The sequence below is a fragment of the Kocuria sp. WRN011 genome, assembly GCF_002295155.1.
GTDB classification, from domain to species: Bacteria; Actinomycetota; Actinomycetes; order Actinomycetales; family Micrococcaceae; genus Kocuria; species Kocuria carniphila.
In genome coordinates this window covers 1-18,900 of sequence record NZ_NSGI01000014.1, presented here as the reverse complement: position 1 = coordinate 18,900, position 18,900 = coordinate 1, and the positions used below count along the sequence as shown (strand labels likewise).

The following is an 18,900-nucleotide window of genomic DNA, read 5'->3' as shown; positions in this document are numbered from 1 at the left end:
CAGGAGCAGTTAGGCTGCTCAGAATTCGTACCGATCAATGCCGTCCGGTGCCCGGTGCCCGTGAATTCGCGGGGGAGTGGCGCAGCGGGCAGGGAGGCCCTTTACGTGAACATGCACATTGAACACCTCGTGGAGCGTAATCCGCGCGTATCCGGCCACGAGTTGCTGGACGGTTTCCGTCCGTCCGAGCGCTTCGGAGAGGTCTCCTTCGACACGTACCGGCCCGATCCTTCCCAGCCCTCGCAGGCCGAGGCGGTCGAGAAGCTCAAGGCCTTCGCTGCAGGCGTGGGTGGCGGCCAGGCCTCCGGCAACGGGTTCTTCTCCAAGCTGTTCGGTGGGGGCGGCGGCCAGAAGGGTTCGCCCGCGCAGGGCATTTACCTGGACGGTGGCTTTGGTGTGGGCAAGACCCACCTCCTGGCATCGCTGTGGCACGCGGTTCCGGGGCCCAAGGCGTTCGGCACGTTCGTGGAGTACACCAACCTGGTGGGTGCGCTGACCTTCCGCCACACCGTGGAGGCGCTCAAGGACTACAAGCTCGTGTGCATCGACGAGTTCGAACTCGACGATCCCGGGGACACCGTGCTGATGTCCCGCCTCATGCGCGAACTGGCGGACGCGGGCGTCAAGCTCGCGGCGACCTCCAACACGCTGCCCGGTTCGCTGGGCGAGGGCCGGTTCGCGGCCCAGGACTTCCAGCGCGAGATCCAGGTGCTGTCCTCCCAGTTCGACGTCGTGCGGATCGACGGCGAGGACTACCGCCATCGCGGCCTTCCCGAGGCGCCTCAACCCCTCGCCGACGACGCCGCTCTGGAAGCGGCTGCAGAGCAAGCCTTCTCGGGTAGGACCGTTGCGATCGACGATTTCGACGCGCTGGTCGTTCACCTGTCCCGCGTGCACCCCTCCCGCTACCGTGCGTTGATCGACGGCCTGGACGCCATTGTGTGGCGCGGGGTGCGCACCATCGACCAGCAGGCCGTGGCACTGCGATTCGTGGTGTTGGCAGACCGACTGTACGACAAGGATCTGCCGATTCTGTCGACCGGTGTGCCCTTCGACCAGGTCTTCACCGAAGAAATGATGGCCGGCGGCTACCAGAAGAAGTACTACCGTGCCGTGTCCCGTCTGACCGCGCTCGCTCGTGAAGGCGGGGAAGCGGCCTAGGTTCCGCAACGACTCTCTTCAAGCACGTGTGCATAGCAAACGGCGCCCCTCGGAATTTCTTCCGAGGGGCGCCGTTCTATCAGCTGTTACTGCTCGTTGCCGCCGCCGAGCTTGTCACGCAGCGCATCCTGGCCCTTGTCGACGTGTTCCGCGTGCTGACCGCCGGTGCGGTCGTCCACGGTGTCTCCGGCCTTGTCGATGCCCTGGTCAACCTTGTCCGGGTTGTCCTCAGCGAACTGCTTTGCCTTGTCTCCAAGTCCTCCGATGTCCACCATTACGGTCTCCTTTCGGTAGATCGAGCCGCCCCGCTCGGGGCGCTGATGTGATCATCATGACTGGTGAGCCAGAGAGTTGGGAACACTTTCTGCGACGACTTCGCGGAGAGGAAACAACCAATGACAGACGGGGTTACTCGTGAGAAAGTGACCCTCGGTCACCCTGCCCACTTGTGCCGCTCCATCGATGCGTAGGATTCGAGGACCTAGATATCTGCACCGTGGTTTAAGCCGCTCGGTGGGCTACTCTTGAAGCTCGGTCGACTCCCTCTCACAGATTTGTGATGAAGCCCCTTGGACTCGACCGATTTTCATACCAAGCGAAGGAGCCAGCGCGCGCCATGACACCTGAAAAGGTTGAACTGCTCCGCCACCCGGCGGAAGCCATCAACTGGAACCGCATTCAGGACGACAAGGACCTAGAAGTCTGGGATCGCCTGACCTCCAACTTCTGGCTCCCCGAGAAGGTGCCGCTGTCCAACGACGTCCAGTCCTGGAAGACCCTGACCGAGCAGGAACAGGACCTGACCATGAAGGTCTTCACCGGTCTGACCCTGCTGGACACCATTCAGGGCACCGTGGGCGCTGTGTCGCTGATCCCGGACGCCAAGACCCTGCACGAGGAAGCGGTGTACACCAACATCGCGTTCATGGAGTCGGTGCACGCCAAGTCATACTCCTCGATCTTCTCCACGCTGTCGTCCATGAAGCAGATCGATGAAGCGTTCCGCTGGTCACGCGAGAACCCGTACCTGCAGCGCAAGGCCGAGATCATCATCAAGTACTACAAGGGTGATGACCCCCTCAAGAAGAAGGTTGCCTCCACGCTGTTGGAGTCATTCCTGTTCTACTCGGGCTTTTACCTGCCCATGTACTTCTCTTCGCACGCCAAGCTGACCAACACCGCGGACCTGATTCGTCTGATCATCCGCGACGAGGCGGTGCACGGTTACTACATCGGTTACAAGTATCAGCGCGGTCTGGTCGAGGAGACCCCTGAGCGTCAGGAAGAGCTCAAGGCGTACACCTACGACCTGCTGGACGAGCTCTACGAAAACGAGATCGCCTACACCGAGTCCCTCTACGACACGGTGGGGTGGACCGAGGACGTCAAGAAGTTCTTGCACTACAACGCCAACAAGGCGCTGAACAACCTGGGTTACGAGGCGTTGTTCCCGCGGGAAATGACCGACGTGTCCCCGGCGATCCTGTCGTCTCTGTCCCCGAACGCGGACGAGAACCACGACTTCTTCTCCGGCTCCGGTTCCTCCTACGTGATCGGCAAGGCCGTGAACACGGAAGACGAGGACTGGGACTTCTAATAGTTTGTGAGATCCCGACCTATCTGAGCAATCCGGCCCTATGTGAGCAGATCGGCCTCCCGATCTGAGCATTGCTCAGATGTCGTGATATCACGGTCCAACTGACCTCCTAGCCTTACCCGATCCCGGCGATTTGGTGACCCGATCGCCGGGATCGGGTAGTTAAGGGGCCGAGCCGGGATGCTGGTGGAGTCTAGACAATTTTTAAAAGTAACTTAATCTGCGCGCAATGCACGAATGGTATTTCCTGTGCAAATTTTCAGATGAGGATTAACTCGGGAAGCCGCACAAAAACCTAAATAAATCTAGAGATATGAAGTGCGACCCAGGACTAGAATGTTCTAACTGACGCTCGCCTTTGGAGGCGTGTCTGACAGGTGGGTGACTGATTATCTGAGTTACGCGGTTTCTCCGATATCGTCCCCGGGTGCTGGGAAATCCGAGCCCCCGAATCGATCGACGACCGCGAAGATGCGGTTGACTGTGTCCTCGGCGAATAGGTCCTCGGGCCCGTGGGGTGCGATCTCCGTGTACGGAGGCTCGTAGAGCGTCGCGGCGTCCATGCGGCCGCCGCGGGTGAGCTGGGCGATGAGCATGTGCAGCAGTTTCAGCTGACGCGTGTTCAATGTGCTGTCGGAGATAAACTCGGCGAACGCCTCCTGGACAGCTTGCGGGTCCAGGCCGACCAGCGAGCGGATGAATCCAGCGAGGTCGCCCGCGGTGGCGCGTTCCAGGTCCTCGCGGGATCCTGCGCCGCTTTCCATGAGCATCTTCTCGAGTGCTGCCAGGTCGAGGGCCGTCAGCGCTCGTCCGTGGCGCAGTCTTTGCATGGCGATGTGGTCGAGGTGTCCTTGCAGATGGAGCGCCACACGCTCTCGGTAGTAGGACACGTCGAAAGTTGTCTGCTTCACGCCCTGCAGATCGATTTCGGTGAGTTCACCGCGGACGTCCTCGAAATTGGTGTAGACGAGGTTGCGCTTGCGCCTCTCAATCAGGGGCACGAGGTCTCGTAGCTTGCGCCTGACCGTTTCGAGCCAGAGAGGATCCACGGCGGTCCACGTACCGTCATCGGAACTCATCTCCACGACGGCGTCGATCACGTGTAGCTGCGCCGCGATTCTTGGGATATTTCCCTGGTCCTGGAGCGCCGAAGCGATCTTCACCAGCTGCGCCCCGAGCCGTGCCAGGCCGGCTGTGTCGCCGTTCAACGCCGCAAGCTCGGTCTGCAGGACGAGGAGATCGAAGCGTCTGGACTCTTCCTCGCCTTCGCCGGGCACCACGGCGGCCAAGGGGGCGATCTCCTGGTCAGCGATGGCTGCGTCGGTGTCGGTCAGGTTCTCCCATGTCGAGTCCTGGGCGAAGCGCTCCACGGCCGCCACATGGGGCCTGACCAGAAAGTTGTGGCGGGGTAGTCCGCGCATGGTCGAGCCTAAGTGCGACACGAGATCCGTGCGGAAGCCACTGTCGTATCCGGTCTCCGCGGCCGCCCGGAGCAGCTGGACCCGGGTTGCAAAGGTCCGTGTGGCTAGCGATCGTCCCAGCACGGCGTCAGGTGCGGAGAGCCCGGCGTTGAAGAACTCGGCGTTGCCGCACACATCGAGGATGAGGAAGTCTGTTTTGGGCTGGCCGGGGCCGTAGAGGTCCGGCTGAAGCCGGGTTCCGCGGCCGACCATTTGCCAGAACTTTGCCTTGGACCGTACGGGCTTGAAGAAGACCAGGTTCACCACGTCGGGCACGTCGATGCCGGTGTCGAGCATGTCGACGCTGACAGCGACCTGCGGGTTCTTGGCGGAGTCGGAGAAGTCGTCGATGAGCCGTTGGGCGTAGTTCACGCTGTGGGTGATGACCCGGGCCAGGTTCCCTGCTTGGGCAGGATAGTTGGCGTCGAAGCGCTCGACGATGAACTTGGCGTGGTCCTGGTTGCGGGCGAACACGATCGTCTTGCCGAGCTTGTCGCCGCCGGCGACCTTGTGTCCGCGTTCCATCAGGACTTCGAGCACCTTGTCCACGGTGTCGGTGTTGAACAGCCACCTGTTCAGTTCCGGGGCGGCGATCTCGTCGGGAACCAGTCCGTCCTCGTCCCATTCTTTCTCGTCCCACTCCGCCTGCTCTTCGGGGGAGAGGTCGTCGTAGCGGATGCCTTGGCGCATGAAACCGACTGGCACGTCGATCACCCGGGGCGACACGAGGTAGCCCTCGGTGACGGCCTCGTTGAGCTCGTACGCGCTGGTGGGATTGTTGTTCTCAATTTCGAACAGGGCGTATGTGTTGCGGTCGACCTCGCTGTGCGGGGTGGCGGTCAGCCCGATCACCAGCGCGTCGAAGTAGGCGAAGATTTGGCGGTACTTCTGATAGACGGAGCGGTGGGCTTCGTCTACGACCACAAGGTCGTAGTAGCCGACCCCTCGCCACTCCGGACCAGTCACCTTTCCCTCGGTTGAGGCGTTGATCAGGTTCATCATCGTCGGATACGTGGAGAGGTGGATCCGGCTCCCCGACCCCTCGTCGGTGCCCAGGATCGCTGGCGAGGAACCGGGAATGAGGTTTCTGAAGGCGCGGGAGGCCTGCGTGACCAAGGCGTTCCGGTCGGCGAGGAACAGTACCCGTTTGACCCACCGGTTCTCGCTCAGCAGCTGGGCCAGTGCCACCACGGTGCGGGTCTTTCCCGTGCCGGTGGCCATGACCAGCAGTGCTCTGCGGCGCTTGTCGGTGTCGAAGACCTCCGCCACGGCGCGAATGGCTTCCTGCTGATAGGGGCGATCGGCGATGTCGGCGGGAATGGGTGCTTCGGCCAGAGGCTTACGCGAAGATCTGCGGTCGACCATGAGCTGGAGCTCGTCCCGGGTGTGGAAGCCCAGGACCTCCCGCTCGGGGTAGACGGTATCCTCCCAGAGCCAGTGCCGGTACCCGTTGGAGTAGTAGATCACCGGGCGCTGCCCGTAGGCGCGCTCGAGGCAGTCGGCGTAGTACTTGGCCTGCTGCTGGCCGGCGTGGGAGTCCTTGGAGGACCGCTTGGCTTCCAGCACGGCCAGCGGCTTCCCGTTCGCACCCCACAGCACGTAATCCACAGCGCCGTGCCCGTCCAGGGTTCCGGCTGCCGTCGGCATGGTGTGGACCGGGAACTCGCGCACATTCGGCGCCGCGACGTCCCAGCCGGCCTCGGCCAGATAGAGGTCGATGTATTCGCGGGTCCCGGCCTCGGTGTAGTCGTGCTCGTCCGGGATCTTCTCGTTGGCCTTTTTCGCGGCCTCGATTTCAGCCTGTAGCGCCTTGATCCGGACCTCGTAGCCGGCCTCTTTGCGGGCCGCGTCCTTCAGCGCGACGTCCTTCGCGTCGAGCTTGCTGGCAAGGGCCTCCGCTTCGGCCCTCGTCAGCTGCACGACGCCGGAGGCCGGCTTCGGCGCGAGCAACGCGGGATCGAAGGTGGCGCCCGAGAGGGGCCGGGCGGCAGGGTCCGTGGCGTAACGTGTGGCTAACCAAACGGTCACGTGGAACAGCTCGGAAACGATGCGGCCGGAGATCTGCGTGCTGACCGGCTGGTTTCCGTGGATGCCTTTGTTGCCGACCCTGCGAATCGCGTGCATCTTGTCGCGGACCATGGCCGGGACCAAGGCTTGGAACCGTTGCTCGGTCAGACGATTGTTCAGGTCGTCTTTCAGCGGCACGCGCAAGGTCGGGTCGGCCGTGTATAGCCAATCGACCATGGATTCCAGCGCCCGCCGAGCGTAGAGCAGTGAACTCCGTGGATCCCGCAACGCGTAGGTTTCGGCGGCTCGAGCGTCGCTGAACACGCCGGGCCACTGAGTGGACAGGAACCCATAATTGGATACGCGTCCACCACCGCTTGCGTCCTGCTCCATTCCCTACCCCTCAGCCGCGCTAAACAACCCGATCTCCCGCTCTTCAATCATTGCAGGTGGTGGTTTCCCTGGGCGTAAGCACACGCGAGGAACAAATGACAGTCGGCCGAGGCTGGCACTGGTCTACTCGAAGAAGTCCTCGTCGATGTCCACCACGTCGTAGCTCTGCTTCACCTGGACGCCGACGCGGTACTTAATCATCAACGTGACCAGGCGCTTGCCATCGATGAGGATCACCCTGGTTTGAATGCTCTTCGCATAATCGCGGGCGTTCTGGGTGAAGGTGCTGGTGGTGATGAACACGCCGCGACCAGCTCCAAATCCGTGCAGCGCGCCGATGAACGCCTGGATCGTCTCGCGGCCGATGCTGTTGCCCTCGGCGTAGCGCTTGGCCTGTACATAGACCTGTTCGAGGCCCAGTGCGTCCTGGTCGATCACTCCATCAACGCCTCCATCGCCGGAGCCGCCGATGCGCCGTCCGCGCTGCTCGGCACCGCCATAACCCATGGCCAGCAGTAACCGGACGACCGCCTCCTCGAAGAAATCCGGGTGGCTGTCTCTCAGCCTTCCCAGTAGGGAGTCACCGACGTCAGTCGTGATGCGGTTGATACCGGCTTCGATCTGCTCAATTGGGTCGGCCGAGTCTGGCAGGGACTCCTCCGGCACGACGGCGGCATCCTTCTGCACATGCGGCCAGTAGGGCGCGAAGATTCGGTTCGCCTCGGAAAAGCTACCGATGCCCTCGGGATGCTCAGCGAGCCAAGCCCGACCCGCCTCGGTGATTCGGTAATTAGCCCGGACGGGGCGTTCGATCCAGCCGGCCTTGAAAAGGTTGCTAATGGCCCAGCCGATCCGCTGTTCCGAACGTAGCCCGCCGGAGTTGAGCGTCTCGGCCCGGGCCGCTTCCGAAAGGTCAGCCGCGTCGATGGCACGACCCACGATGTCGCGCCGATGCAGCGTGCTCCCGTCCGACAACACCGCCAACACGTGCCGCACGAAGACAGGCCAGATCGGCACCTCAGACTCCAACGGCTCGGCGTTAACTCCGGCCATCACAGTTCACCCTTGAACGCGCTGTCCTGCAGGGATCGGAACAGGTTATCCAGTTCGGTCAGCTGAGCGCGGTGCGTCACCTTCAAACGTTCGACGGAGGAAACGCGGCTCGTGAATTCGTTCTGCAACTGAACGGGAGCCATGCGAACGGGCATCGCTGCCAACTCGGTGATTTGAAGGTGCGGGATTGAGTTCCCTTTCTTCATGCCTTGAAATTTCCGCTGTACTGATGAGTGGGAAATAAGACCCTGAACGTATCTAGGAGTGACCCTACTTTTCTCGAGCTGGATTAGAGCGACCGACTGATTTATGCAGATGGGTTCGATCTCGACCACCGCCGATCGGCCAATTGTGCCGTCCTTAGTAATCAAGACATCCCCGATCTTAGGCTTCGACTTATCTGTGAGCGCCTCGAACTCCTTTGGGTCTGCGTAGTGGACGTTCTCGACATCCAGAACGCCTCGCTGAACGTTCTTACCGGTTAGGATCGGGATTCCTTCGTTTAAGTGCTTCATTGGAGAAGTAAAACCATAAGTTATGCGCGTAGTCATTTTAGAAAATGGAACGGCCTCTTCGGCGTTTACCTCGAGCGGATCCCCGAACATCTCGTGGAAGATGGCCTGGCTGAGGGTGTCGAGGTGGGCGATGGCTGCGCGGCGCTTGGTGCGCAGGGTTTCGGCCTTGTCGAGAATGCAAGCGATGCGGCGTTGCTCGTTCTTGTTTGGCAAATTAACTCGGAGTCGGTAGACATCATCCCTGTTGAGTCCGGGCACGGCCGCCGACTTATTCATTGTGTGCAGCGGGAGGCTGCTCAGTAATCGAAATAGCCACCGGAGATTTTGGTTGGTGCATGTGGCGTCCACATAGTAGGTGGTATCAATGGGCCAGCATTTCGTTTCCGAAAAGTAGGCCGAACCGATCGACCCCTTGCGTCCAATCACTACAGCTGCGCCATTCGTCACGGCATCGTCGTGGTAGCCGACACGCCCCCCGGAGGCGTACACCGGGTTTCCTTTCCCGGACCGGTTCTTTGCGCTCAAAGCTTTTCCGTAGCGCAGCTCGAGAATTTCGCCGAGTGCCACCTCCTTCACTTGAGAAGGCCCTTCAGCTCTGCGAGACACCTGGCGATGTCTTCATCGAGCTCTTCAACGTCGGCGATGACGTCCGCGGGGGGGCGGTGCGCGACCTCGTCGTATTCGATCTCCTTATACCGGTTAATCGACAGGTCGTACCCGTTCTGCGCGATTTCCGCCTTCGGCACCACGAAAGACCTGTCGATACGTGCGCGGGTGAGCTCCGACCTGGCGCGCTCTTCACCGAGCTCGCCGCGGAGGGCGCGCCACCGCTCGAGCACGTCGGGCAGGTCGCTGGTGTCCAGTGGGGTGCGCTTGTCGTCGAGGCTGAAGCCGTCGGAAACCACGTCGTAAAACCAGACGTTCTCGGTGCCGCCTGAGTTTGTGCGGGTGAAGAACAGCACCGCGGTGGACACGCCCGCGTAGGGCTTGAATACCCCGGACGGCAGTTTGATCACGGCTTCTAGCAGCTGGTTCTCGACGAGTTCTTTGCGCAGCTGCTTGTGCGCGTTGGAGGAGCCGAAGAGCACACCGTCGGGCACAATGACTGCGGCGCGGCCACCGGGCTTGAGCAGGCGCAGGAACAGGGCCAGGAACAACAGCTCGGTTTTCTTGGTTTTGACGACCTTGAGCAGTTCCTTGGACGTGTTCTCGTAGTCGAGGCTACCGGCGAAGGGTGGGTTGGCCAGGACGACGTCGTATTTTTCCTCATCTGCTGAGTGCAGGTCGGCGAGGGAGTCGCGGTTTTCGATGACCGGGTTCTCGATGCCGTGCAGCAGAAGGTTCATGGCGCCGATGCGCAGCATGGTGGAGTCGAAGTCGAAGCCGTGGAACTGCTCGTTGTTGAAGAACGCGCTGTGGGTCGGGTCGAACATTAGGTCCGGGTTGTGTTCGCGGAGGTGTTCGCCGGCGGCCATGAGGAAGCCGCAGGTCCCGGAGGCCGGGTCGCAGATCGCCTCCATCGGCTTCGGGTCGCGCATCTCCACGAGGAGTTTGATGATGTGGCGCGGGGTGCGGAACTGGCCGTTGGTGCCGGCGGTGGCGATCTTGGAGAGCATGTACTCGTAGAGGTCACCCTTGGTGTCGCGGTCCTCCATCGGGAGGCGATCGATCAGGTCCACCGCTTTCTGCAGCAGGTGGTCCTTGGTGATGGTGAAGCGTGCATCCTTCATGTGGTGGCTGTAGGAGGAGTCGCTGCCATCGGACTGGCGGGTGAGTTCCTCGCGCAGGAAGGGGAAGATGCTCTGGTTGAAGACCATGAACATTTCGGTCTTGCCGAAGTTCTTGAACTTCGACCAGCGCAGGTCCTGGTAGGAGCGGCCGAACTCGTCCTTGCCCTCGGGGAAGATTGGGCGCTCAACGCGTTTGCCCGTGCGGGCGGCTTTGCGTTCGGCGGCGATCTGGGCGTCGTCCAGTCGTTTGAGAAAAAGAAGGTACGTGATCTGTTCGATCACCTCCAGCGGGTTGGAGATACCTCCGGACCAGAAGGCGTTCCAGACGCTGTCGACTTGGGACTTCAGTTCACCAGTAATCACGGCCGTCAGCCTAGCCGCTAGGGCTGACGGTCCTGCCCAGCTGCGGCCGGTGAGACCGGTGGTGTCTCCTAACGGGATCAGCTGAGCCTCCGTAGTGCTCCAGCCTGAGTGCCTCAATGCCTGGAACTACGCGCCGGCGGCCATGCAGCTCAGGAAGTCTGGCTGAAAACCACTCCGGGGAGGGCATTTTCTATCGCGGCGAGATGGTGAAGCTGGAGCGTGAGATCGCCTCGCAGAAGCTTGGTCAAGTACTGATACTCAATGCCTGCCTGGTCCGACAGTTGCTTGAGGGTCATGCCGTCGTCGTCCAGGCGACGGCGGATGCGCAGGCAGTAATGATGCTGCAACAAGGCAGTCCGGACCAAGGAGACGTCGTCGTCTTCGGTGTCGCGGACAGTGGCTCGTGTCGACCGCCCGAAGAGCTGGGGGTTCTCGAGCCAGTCCTTGGGTCGCGGTGAGCTCGATGGGTCTTTCATGACCCCGAACCTACGGCCGCACATGGCGGCTGACCTGGATTGACTCGCTTAGTGACCTCATTCCTAGCCAGGCTGTAGTTACTCACTAGATACTATAGGATACTGGATGACTAGATTGCGGTTCTAGGCCGTTTCGCTCCAAGTCATGTCTAGATCGACTCGTGCGACTGTCACGGGCGGAAGGAACGCAATGAAGATTGACCTGGCGGACCCGTACCGGCACGTGGTGTCGACGGATCGCTACCTTTTGCTGTGGCAAGAGGAGGAGGTGACCAAGCAGAAACAGATGGGCCCTGGCCTGTCGATCATGGAATTCGAGGACACCCAGCCGGTGCGGGCGGGCCACAGTTACCAGCATCGTCGGCATTACGAGGGCATGTACCCGGTGATCTCGACCGGACAGGTGGTCTGGTACGAGTCGATGCTTGAGTTGCAGTGCTTGATGCAACTCGAGCATGCCGGGGACCTCGCCGGGATCTCGACCCAGCCGTTCTGCTTGGTCGGTCCGGACCGCTTCCGGCACTACCCGGACTTCTTCTACCGTCGTGGTTTTGACGGTGCGGGTGTGGTGGTTGACGTCCGGGCCGCCGACCGGATCGATGAGGGCACGCGTGCACGGTACGAGTTGACCGCTGCCCTGTGTCGCGAGGTCGGTTGGGCGTACGAGGTCATGCATGGGTTGACCAGTTGGGCCGCCATGGATCTCGAGTGGCTGTCGGCGTTCCGGCACCCGCGATTCGCTCTCGCTGACCCAGTGCTCGAGCGCCTTATGCCATACATCACCAACCCCCGGCCTTTCGATGATGCCGCCAGGTTGATCGACTTTCGAGCGCCGGAAGCGGGCAAAGCCGCTCTCTACCACCTGATGTGGACACGTGAGGTGGTCACAGTCTCGGACGGTCCGTTGTACGAGGACATGCTGATCATGGCCGCGGAGGTGGCGGCGTGAGCAACATCAACGGATTCCGGCTGGGCGACATCGTGCTGTTCCACGATCAAGAGTGGACGATCGCCACGATCGCTGGCACGGTTTTCGGTCTTCGGGAGGTTCTGTCGGGGGAGGCATTGTCGACCACCTTGACGGAACTGGTGCACGCCATCGGTCGGACTGACCTGCTCCATTCCTCCATGTCCGCACTGAGCGCGCTGCATCATGCCGATGAGGCAGTCCTGTTGCTGGCCGAACACGTACGTGAGCTGGTCGACGGTACAGCACCGGGTGGGCTCGAGCCTCGTCCCGAATACGACCTCAGCCTGCCTCAGGGCAAACGTAATGCCCGGAAACTCGACGAACTCAAACACCTCGGGATCCTGGTCGGCAATAGCACGCTGCGCCGGTACATCGCTGCGTACCGGAAGATCGGGCCTGCCGCGCTGATCGATGCTCGGTCTACGCGGACATACCTTCCCCTGGACGGTGTGGCCGATGAGGTCATTGCAATCTGCGATCAACTGGTCCGTGAACGTGTCCGCAGCTCATCGACGACGTGGACCAACCTCGCCGCAGAAGTCCGCAAACGCTTCCTGGACCAGTGGCCCGACAAGCTCGCTCTGCTACCGGGGAAAAAGAAGGTCATCCAGGTGCTCCAAGAGCTCTCCACCGACCTCGACCCGACAGGCTCCGCCAAGAACAGACAGACCGCCGCGAACTCGCCGAAGCGGGTGTTCAGCCAGCGTCCGGCACTCCTACCCGGAGGCGAGGTCCAGGTCGACTCAAGCCCCTTCGATGTGATTGTGCGGATGCCCAACGGGAGGCCCGGAAAGGTCGAGCTGACCATCATGATCGACAAGGCCACCAGGTCGATCATCGCCATCAGCGTGAAGACAAAAAACACCGGCACCGACGTCGCCGCGATGCTTGCCGACGCCATGACGCCTCATCCGCTGCGTCCGACGGGCGTACCGGCCATCGACACGTGGCGCCTGCGTCGGATGGAGCTGCCGTGGGCGAAGAATCTCACCCATGAGCAGAAGGCCGAGCTTGATACGGCCCGGCCTGCAATCGCGATCAACAGGCTCGTGACTGACAACGGCAAGGACTACCGCTCTGCGGTCGTAGAAGCCGCATGTGCGCAACTCGGTATCATCCTGACCCGCTCGGCGGTGCGCACCCCGACTGACAAGGCCATCGTCGAGCGGGCGTTCCACACGATCAAAACCAGGTTCGTGATGCTCCTGCCCGGCCAAACGGGAGGAACCGTCGAGGCACGAGGTGCTCATCCTGAACAGGAGGATCTGCTCGACGTCGAGGAGCTGATCTGGCTCTTCGACGCCTGGGTCGCCCAGGTCTGGCAGAACAGCCCGATGGAGGGCCTGCGGGACCCTCGGCACCCGATGGCGCCACCGTTGAGCCCCAATGCAGCGTACGCGGCGATGTTCCCGTTCGTCGCCTACGTACCGATGCCCCTGAGTGAGCGGGACTACATCGCTCTCATGCCCATCGATCACCGCACGATCCAGAAGGACGGGGTGGAGTTCGGCCGACGTACCTACGACTCCCCGGCCCTGGCACCGTACCGCCTCAGATCCTCAAAGTCACCGGGGCAGAAGAAGTACGAAATCCACTACCAGCCCACCGATCCCAGCCGGATCTGGGTCTACATCGATCAGATCGACGAATACATCGCCTGTGACTGGCGCGACCGGCGCGTCGACACACCACACTCACGCCGCATGTGGGACCTAGCTGACCAAGTGCGCAACACCTTCCGACCCCTGGACCCCGATCAGGGGCTGATCGAAACCATGTCGCTGATCGAGCGCGCTCACAAGCAGTGGAAGAAGGAGGCGGCGAGGGACGAACGCGCTGAGCTGGCCGAGCACCTTGACGAGGTACAGGGCCGCACTACCCGCGAAGGCCGCGCTTCGCTGCGCGCCGTCGAATCCCCGTCATCGGATGGCCCGGGCGCGGATCCGACTGCCGAAGATGGCAATGACTGGGACCTTGACGACTGGGAACCGGACGAGGCCTTCGGCATCGAGAAGGAGAACTGATCGTGGCGAAATACCGCAAGCGTCTGCGCGCCGGAGGTGAGCTCTCCCACTATCTCGGCTACCTCGACTGGGCCCAGTCTCAGCGCGAAGCCGTCCGTATGCCCTCGATCGAAACCGTTGCCGCCATGACACGCCCGGAACGGCAGGCTTACGACGAGGCCCGTCAAACCTACCTGTCCCGCGGCATGATCGTCGCAACAAGGACCGTGCACGATCTCGACGCCACAGTTGAAGAACAGATGGATGCCAACCACGCCAAACGTGGCGGTGGCCACGGGGTCTTCCTCTCGGCCCCATCCGGAGCCGGCAAGACCACGGCCCTCCATCGAGTGCTAGGTGCGGTGCTGGCCGACTTCCAAGAAGACGACCCCGACATCCTCGAACGGGGCGAGGTGCCTATCGGGTACGTCTGCATCCCCGCACTGGGCACTCCGCGCTCCATCTACCAGGTGCTGGCCGACTACCTCGGTATCGATTACACGATTGGTGTTACTGAGGCAGAACTGTCGACCATGGTCCGCAACGGAATCAATCTGTCTCGCATGGAGCTGCTGGCCATCGACGAGGTCCAGAATCTCGACAACGCGGCCAACGCAGGTTCTGTCGCGGACGCGCTTAGGCGTCTGGGAGACGACGTGGACGCAACCATAATCTTGGCCGGTATCGACCTGGAACGCACCTCGATCACCACGGGCCACCGCGGCGCTCAGATCGCCAACCGATACCGCCGCGCGGTGGTCTACAACTATGCCGACAAGAAGCAGGACAACTGGAGAAAGTCCTGGCTGAATCTGGTCGGCGGCATGGCCGCGGCCCTGCCCCTGTACGCGACCGACCCCAAGTCAGCCGTGAAGCTCGCAGACCCGCTGTTCGACCTCACCCACGGCTCAGTCGGGATGCTCAACTCCGCGCTGACCCAGATTGCCCGCCGCAAGATTTTGACAGGCGACCTCGACAACGAATGGATCACCGCCGACGACCTTGACCACGTCGCGCTGACTTTGCAGGCCGAACGACACCAGGCCCGGGTGGCTTCAGCCTCAGTATCTCCTGCGAAGAAAAGCATCAAACGCGCGACCCGCCACAGCAGAAAGAGGAAAGAAAGTGCCTGAGCCTAGGCCGCTCCTAGCCCCGCTCCTGGTACCTGAACCGGTGCCGGGGGAGACCCTGGCAAGCTTCGCCCGTCGGCTGGAGGCCCGCTTAGGTGCCCGCCCCGGCACCTACTTCGGCAAGGCCTCCTCCGAGCTGCGCCGACTCGGGGTCACGGATCCTACGGTGGCGCAACAGTATGACCAGCTTGCCGACCTCCTCCGGGAACGTTGCGGCTTGACCGACGACCACTTCGAGGCTGGGCTGTGGGACATGACACGCGCCTGGTGCTCGTGTCCTCAGTGCGGGCCCCTCGTCGAGCTCGACCCGCGCCGGGCGCACTGGGTCTGCGACAAGCATGGAGTGTGGACCGGGGCAGTCACCGTGGAACCGCACGATCGTTTGGAGCCCGCCTCTCCGGGTCCTTTGCATGGAGTCCCGGTGGGTTCGACGGTCGTGACCGCAGCGGCCATCCTGGAGGAGGGAAGCAGGACGCGTCCGAAGCTCGTGGGGGAGTGCCTCCGTCGCGCTGTATCAATGCGCTCCTGCGGCCAACGCCAAGACGCTGAGCCCGAGGATCTGCCCGCCGCCGCCGTGCTGCTCGAGGCCGCGTCGAACCCTGTCACCCTGGAGGAACTGGCCAGGGCCATCGACACCTCGGTTGCATACGAACGTCTCCGCATCCGAGTTGCCGAGGCTTCTTCCAAGCAGTTGCCCTCTGTCATCGAGCCGCAACTGGTGGAGCTCACAGACCAGGCTTGGCTGTTGATACGCCCAACGGCCGTCTTGGCTCGGGTGGCCTCAGGACAAGATGTCGCAGTCGACGCCATCGACCCCGTTGTCCTAGTACCTGCCAACCTGGTCGGCACGGCGCTGAACGTAGTGCCGGGGGAGTGGCTCACGCACCTGAAGACCGCCCGTGCCGACGACGCCTGGTGGAACGACCGCTTCATGGTGCGCAGTGGCCGGGCTGCCATCGGCAGCAGCAGATGGATGCTGCTGTGTCCTGCAGGCCACTGTCTTCACGACAGCCCGTCCAGGGTTCGACGCTACCCGGAGAAGGAATTCCACTGCACCGTCTGCGCAGGTTCCCGTCCCATCGAGGGCATCACATCGCTGACGGACACCGACCCAGCGCTGGCCGAGCAGTGGGACCTGGAGCGCAATGGCGACCTGACTGCTGGCATGGTGCTCCGGGGGTCGAACGCGATGGTTTCGTGGCGTTGCGCAGAAGGCCATCCCTGGCAGGCCACCGTCGCAAATCGTGCACTGCGGGGCTCCAGATGCCCGTACTGCAGCGCGAAAGGTGTGCTGTCGGGCTTCAACGACTTGGCAACGACGCACCCGCGACTCTCAGCGTTCTGGGACCCAGACGTGGAGCAGAAGCAACCCCACGAAGTCTCCGCCGGCAATGCGACGGTAAAGATTCAACTGCGCTGCCCAGCGGGGCACCGCTTCATCCGTACCCCTGCCAAGCTGGTGTCGCGTCCGTTCTGCCCAGTCTGCGACGGACGGACTGTTGCCGCAGGATTGAATGACCTCGCCACAACGCACCCTCACGTCGCTTCCTGGTGGCACCCATCCCAAAACGGCCCCTTGAAACCATCTGATGTTAAGGCAGGTTCCGAAAAGCGCGTGTGGTGGGTGTGTCCAGACGGCCACGAGTTCCAGCAGAAAATCGACTACCGCACCAAGCAAGCACAGCAACAATGCCCTGTCGACACCGGCCGCCTCCTACTGACCGGAGTCAACGACCTTTCCGCGAAGCACCCCGACCTCATCTCCGACTGGGACGACGAACGCAATGACGTCGATCCGACCCAACTCGTACCCGGCACTAAGAAACGCTGGTGGACCTGCAAGGACGGTCATACCCAATGCACAACGGTCCGCAATCGGGTCCGTTCCGGCGGCTGCTCGATCTGCTCTCCCGAGGAACGCGTTGGAACCACTGCAAGAGGGTTCGAACGTGGGCGGCAAGGCTGGGACAAGCGTCTTGCGATGGGCTCGTAGTACTTCATCAAGCGCGCGCGGGGCCTCTCCGGGCCGTGTCCGCACACATGGAACAGTGAATACGACCGTCGGCACGAACCGGATGTATTTTTCGACCGGCCGCTGCAGCGGATCTTAGACCGAATGGAGCACCCACCGATGACCACACCCGCTAAGCCCCGTTCCTTCTTGTCCAACAGGGGGTTGCTTGTGCCGCTCGGACTGATCGTTTTCCCGACCTTGCTGTACATGGCCGGCGTACCGGGGGTGGTCGTCGCATTGGACGGGTTCTGGGAAGGGGTGGACCGCTTGGCTGAACACCCGCGGATCTGGTCCTTCCTCACCGCCCTGTCCTGGGCTGTCGCCGCCTTCTTCGTCTACCGCTTCTACCGGCTGTACCACTGGGATAAGCGCGTCTCGTCCGCAATGGAGGCAGTCATGAACCCGTCGGTGGTCAGGCAGGAACTGGGCAGGCGATCGCTGCACCACCTCGCCACGGCCAAGGGCCTGCCGAAGGATGAGCGGGCATGGTTGGCGTCCGTGCTCGACGATCTCCACGATCCGGAAGGGTTTCGGCCCTCGAGGGCCCCGGCCTGTGAACGCTGCGGAAGGGGTTGATCGTATGAGCCCTCGGATGGAGGCCGCCGTCGTTGAGCTGCAGTGGTGGCTGGACTATCTCAATGTTCTGGCGTGGGTTGGGACCCCTCTCGCGCTGTTAGTAGCCACCTGCTTTTTCTGGCGCACTCACATGTTGAGGAGGCGCAGCGAGATGCGCTCAAAGCAGTGGGGGGCACTGGCCAGAGCGATCGATCAGGCCCTCGATGCCCAGGAATGCCACGTGTTGCAGGCCAAGATGCTCATCCTCGTGCACCTGGCGAGGCAACATGAGTTCTGGTTCGGCGATGCCCAGTTGCTCGCCGACGTCAACGCTGTGCTGGCGCGGCGCATCGTTGCAGGGCAACTGCGCTCCGACAATGCATCGAGCTCGGGGGTTGTCGCTGGATCTACGGCTTTCGAGGGGGAGGGAGGCGTCCGACCGGACCCCGGAGTTCAAGAGAAGCGGTGGGGACAGGAGGGCCACGAATTGCTCGGGGTCGTTCGCGTCGACGCACTCCAACGAGAGGTGCCGTACAGCTCCGTGGAGGAGCGCGTGCTGCTGGAGCTGTCCAACAAGCTCCAGCACATCCTCATCCGATCACAGCACTGACTCTGGGACTGCACCGGTGTGCCGATGCAGAAATGATTCCTCTTGATTGGTTAGGTTGCCCTTGACGCCTCGCACGCACAGGAGGAACCGGACATGGGCAGCACGTCGTCGGTGTATCGCTTTCCGCGCGGTCACACCCCGCACCGGTGGAAGCTGGGTACCTGGGCCGAGGCGACGGTGCCGAAGCTCGAGGACGTCGCCTCTCGCTGCGGCGACTACATCTCCTACGGAGAGCTCGCGGAGTATCTCTTCGAGCAGACCAACGTTCGCACAGATCAGCGGTTGGACTACTGGATCAGGCACGTCCTGGGCATGGTCCTGGACTACTGCGACACCAAGAGACTGCCGGCGCTACCAACGCTGGTCGTGCAGAAGAAGACCGGGATGGTCGGCCCCGGCTTCAGCGCCTGGCTCCCCAGGATCGGCCTTCCCGCCACACAAGAGCCCAAAGTCCTGGAATGGGTCGCAGCCCAAGAACGGCTCAAGTGCTATCGGCACTTCGGAGCCGACGTCCCGCCAGAGGCGCGACCGACACCCACACGGGAGTATGCCGCGCTTCTGTATCGGGATGAGCGCAGCGCGTCAAAGTGGACACCAGTACCTAAGGCGACGTGCCCGGAGTGTGGGACGGTGCTCCCTATGTCCGGGCAATGCGACAACTGCTCCTGACCGCCACCGCATCACCGTGGCGGGCGCCTTACTGACTCGATTTGACGATCTACTCCCCTTCTTGCCGGGGGGGGTGTCCCTATGTTTCGAGTCAAGCCGCGAGAGTGGGTGGCTCGGGGGTCGGGACTGGTGTGGGTGACTGGTAGTACGTGCCGTCGCGGAGCATCGCGAAGATGACGTTGCAGCGGCGGCGG

The 18,900-nt window shown here is 62.3% G+C and carries 15 protein-coding genes; 9 read left to right on the top strand and 6 right to left on the bottom strand.

Translation table 11 applies throughout. The annotated features are described in order from the left end of the window. Positions 1-111: 111 nt before the first annotated feature. Positions 112-1,161 carry a cell division protein ZapE gene (gene zapE / locus CKW39_RS14765; protein WP_095798918.1) on the top strand — a complete coding sequence of 350 codons (1,050 nt, stop codon included), beginning with the start codon at positions 112-114 and terminating at the stop codon, positions 1,159-1,161. A gap of 86 nt (positions 1,162-1,247) precedes the next feature. On the opposite strand, the gene CKW39_RS14760 is transcribed toward zapE, so the two are convergent. Next, entirely contained in the window at positions 1,248-1,436 is a 189-nt protein-coding gene (locus tag CKW39_RS14760; protein WP_095798883.1) for an antitoxin, read from the bottom strand. Between the two features lie 341 nt (positions 1,437-1,777). Here CKW39_RS14760 and nrdF point away from each other — a divergent pair, with 341 nt between their 5' ends. Further along, on the top strand, positions 1,778-2,758 hold the full coding sequence (nrdF, locus tag CKW39_RS14755) for a class 1b ribonucleoside-diphosphate reductase subunit beta (RefSeq protein ID WP_016996405.1): 981 nt from the start codon (positions 1,778-1,780) through the stop codon (positions 2,756-2,758). Between the two features lie 398 nt (positions 2,759-3,156). Here nrdF and CKW39_RS14750 read toward each other — a convergent pair whose 3' ends face one another. The 5 genes from CKW39_RS14750 to CKW39_RS14730 form a co-directional block, all read right to left on the bottom strand. Further along, positions 3,157-6,618 carry a DEAD/DEAH box helicase family protein gene (locus tag CKW39_RS14750; RefSeq protein WP_095798882.1) on the bottom strand — a complete coding sequence of 1,154 codons (3,462 nt, stop codon included), beginning with the start codon at positions 6,616-6,618 and terminating at the stop codon, positions 3,157-3,159. Between the two features lie 123 nt (positions 6,619-6,741). Then, positions 6,742-7,671 (bottom strand): restriction endonuclease, encoded by a 930-nt coding sequence (locus tag CKW39_RS14745; protein WP_095798881.1) that lies wholly within the window; start codon positions 7,669-7,671, stop codon positions 6,742-6,744. Further along, entirely contained in the window at positions 7,671-8,753 is a 1,083-nt protein-coding gene (locus tag CKW39_RS14740) for a restriction endonuclease subunit S (protein WP_158222968.1), read from the bottom strand. The genes CKW39_RS14745 and CKW39_RS14740 overlap by 1 nt, the downstream gene beginning before the upstream one ends. A gap of 5 nt (positions 8,754-8,758) precedes the next feature. Continuing rightward, complete coding sequence (locus CKW39_RS14735; protein WP_095798880.1) at positions 8,759-10,279, bottom strand: class I SAM-dependent DNA methyltransferase; 1,521 nt, start codon at positions 10,277-10,279, stop codon at positions 8,759-8,761. A gap of 149 nt (positions 10,280-10,428) precedes the next feature. Beyond that, positions 10,429-10,755 (bottom strand): helix-turn-helix transcriptional regulator, encoded by a 327-nt coding sequence (locus tag CKW39_RS14730; RefSeq protein ID WP_158222967.1) that lies wholly within the window; start codon positions 10,753-10,755, stop codon positions 10,429-10,431. A gap of 190 nt (positions 10,756-10,945) precedes the next feature. On the opposite strand from CKW39_RS14730, the gene CKW39_RS14725 reads away from it, so the two are divergent. The 7 genes from CKW39_RS14725 to CKW39_RS14695 all read left to right on the top strand — a co-directional run bounded on the left by CKW39_RS14725 (position 10,946) and on the right by CKW39_RS14695 (position 18,706). Further along, positions 10,946-11,704, top strand: a complete 759-nt coding sequence (locus CKW39_RS14725) for a TnsA-like heteromeric transposase endonuclease subunit (protein WP_158222966.1) — start codon at positions 10,946-10,948, stop codon at positions 11,702-11,704. Beyond that, positions 11,701-13,749 (top strand): Mu transposase C-terminal domain-containing protein, encoded by a 2,049-nt coding sequence (locus CKW39_RS14720; RefSeq protein ID WP_095798877.1) that lies wholly within the window; start codon positions 11,701-11,703, stop codon positions 13,747-13,749. Before CKW39_RS14725 ends, CKW39_RS14720 begins: the two co-directional genes overlap by 4 nt. Positions 13,750-13,751: 2 nt before the next feature. Next, the gene (locus tag CKW39_RS14715; protein ID WP_095798876.1) at positions 13,752-14,861 is read left to right on the top strand and encodes an ATP-binding protein; all 1,110 of its coding nucleotides are present in this window, start codon (positions 13,752-13,754) and stop codon (positions 14,859-14,861) included. 514 nt (positions 14,862-15,375) lie between these two features. Further along, positions 15,376-16,851, top strand: a complete 1,476-nt coding sequence (locus CKW39_RS14710) for a zinc-ribbon domain-containing protein (protein WP_158222965.1) — start codon at positions 15,376-15,378, stop codon at positions 16,849-16,851. Positions 16,852-16,989: 138 nt separating this feature from the next. Next, complete coding sequence (locus tag CKW39_RS14705; RefSeq protein ID WP_095798874.1) at positions 16,990-17,448, top strand: hypothetical protein; 459 nt, start codon at positions 16,990-16,992, stop codon at positions 17,446-17,448. 151 nt (positions 17,449-17,599) lie between these two features. Next, entirely contained in the window at positions 17,600-18,037 is a 438-nt protein-coding gene (locus tag CKW39_RS14700) for a hypothetical protein (protein ID WP_143470018.1), read from the top strand. A 93-nt stretch (positions 18,038-18,130) separates the two neighbouring features. Continuing rightward, entirely contained in the window at positions 18,131-18,706 is a 576-nt protein-coding gene (locus CKW39_RS14695; protein WP_095798872.1) for a hypothetical protein, read from the top strand. The last annotated feature ends 194 nt before the right edge of the window (positions 18,707-18,900 follow it).

Excerpts from the sequence above, each read along its gene's own strand:
- zapE (WP_095798918.1), top strand. The coding sequence starts at position 112 with ATGCACATTGAACACCTCGTGGAGCGTAATCCGCGCGTATCCGGCCAC.
- CKW39_RS14760 (WP_095798883.1), bottom strand. The coding sequence starts at position 1,436 with ATGGTGGACATCGGAGGACTTGGAGACAAGGCAAAGCAGTTCGCTGAG.
- nrdF (WP_016996405.1), top strand. The coding sequence starts at position 1,778 with ATGACACCTGAAAAGGTTGAACTGCTCCGCCACCCGGCGGAAGCCATC.
- CKW39_RS14750 (WP_095798882.1), bottom strand. The coding sequence starts at position 6,618 with ATGGAGCAGGACGCAAGCGGTGGTGGACGCGTATCCAATTATGGGTTC.
- CKW39_RS14745 (WP_095798881.1), bottom strand. The coding sequence starts at position 7,671 with ATGGCCGGAGTTAACGCCGAGCCGTTGGAGTCTGAGGTGCCGATCTGG.
- CKW39_RS14730 (WP_158222967.1), bottom strand. The coding sequence starts at position 10,755 with ATGAAAGACCCATCGAGCTCACCGCGACCCAAGGACTGGCTCGAGAAC.
- CKW39_RS14725 (WP_158222966.1), top strand. The coding sequence starts at position 10,946 with ATGAAGATTGACCTGGCGGACCCGTACCGGCACGTGGTGTCGACGGAT.
- CKW39_RS14710 (WP_158222965.1), top strand. The coding sequence starts at position 15,376 with ATGCGCTCCTGCGGCCAACGCCAAGACGCTGAGCCCGAGGATCTGCCC.
- CKW39_RS14705 (WP_095798874.1), top strand. The coding sequence starts at position 16,990 with ATGACCACACCCGCTAAGCCCCGTTCCTTCTTGTCCAACAGGGGGTTG.
- CKW39_RS14700 (WP_143470018.1), top strand. The coding sequence starts at position 17,600 with ATGCGCTCAAAGCAGTGGGGGGCACTGGCCAGAGCGATCGATCAGGCC.
- CKW39_RS14695 (WP_095798872.1), top strand. The coding sequence starts at position 18,131 with ATGGGCAGCACGTCGTCGGTGTATCGCTTTCCGCGCGGTCACACCCCG.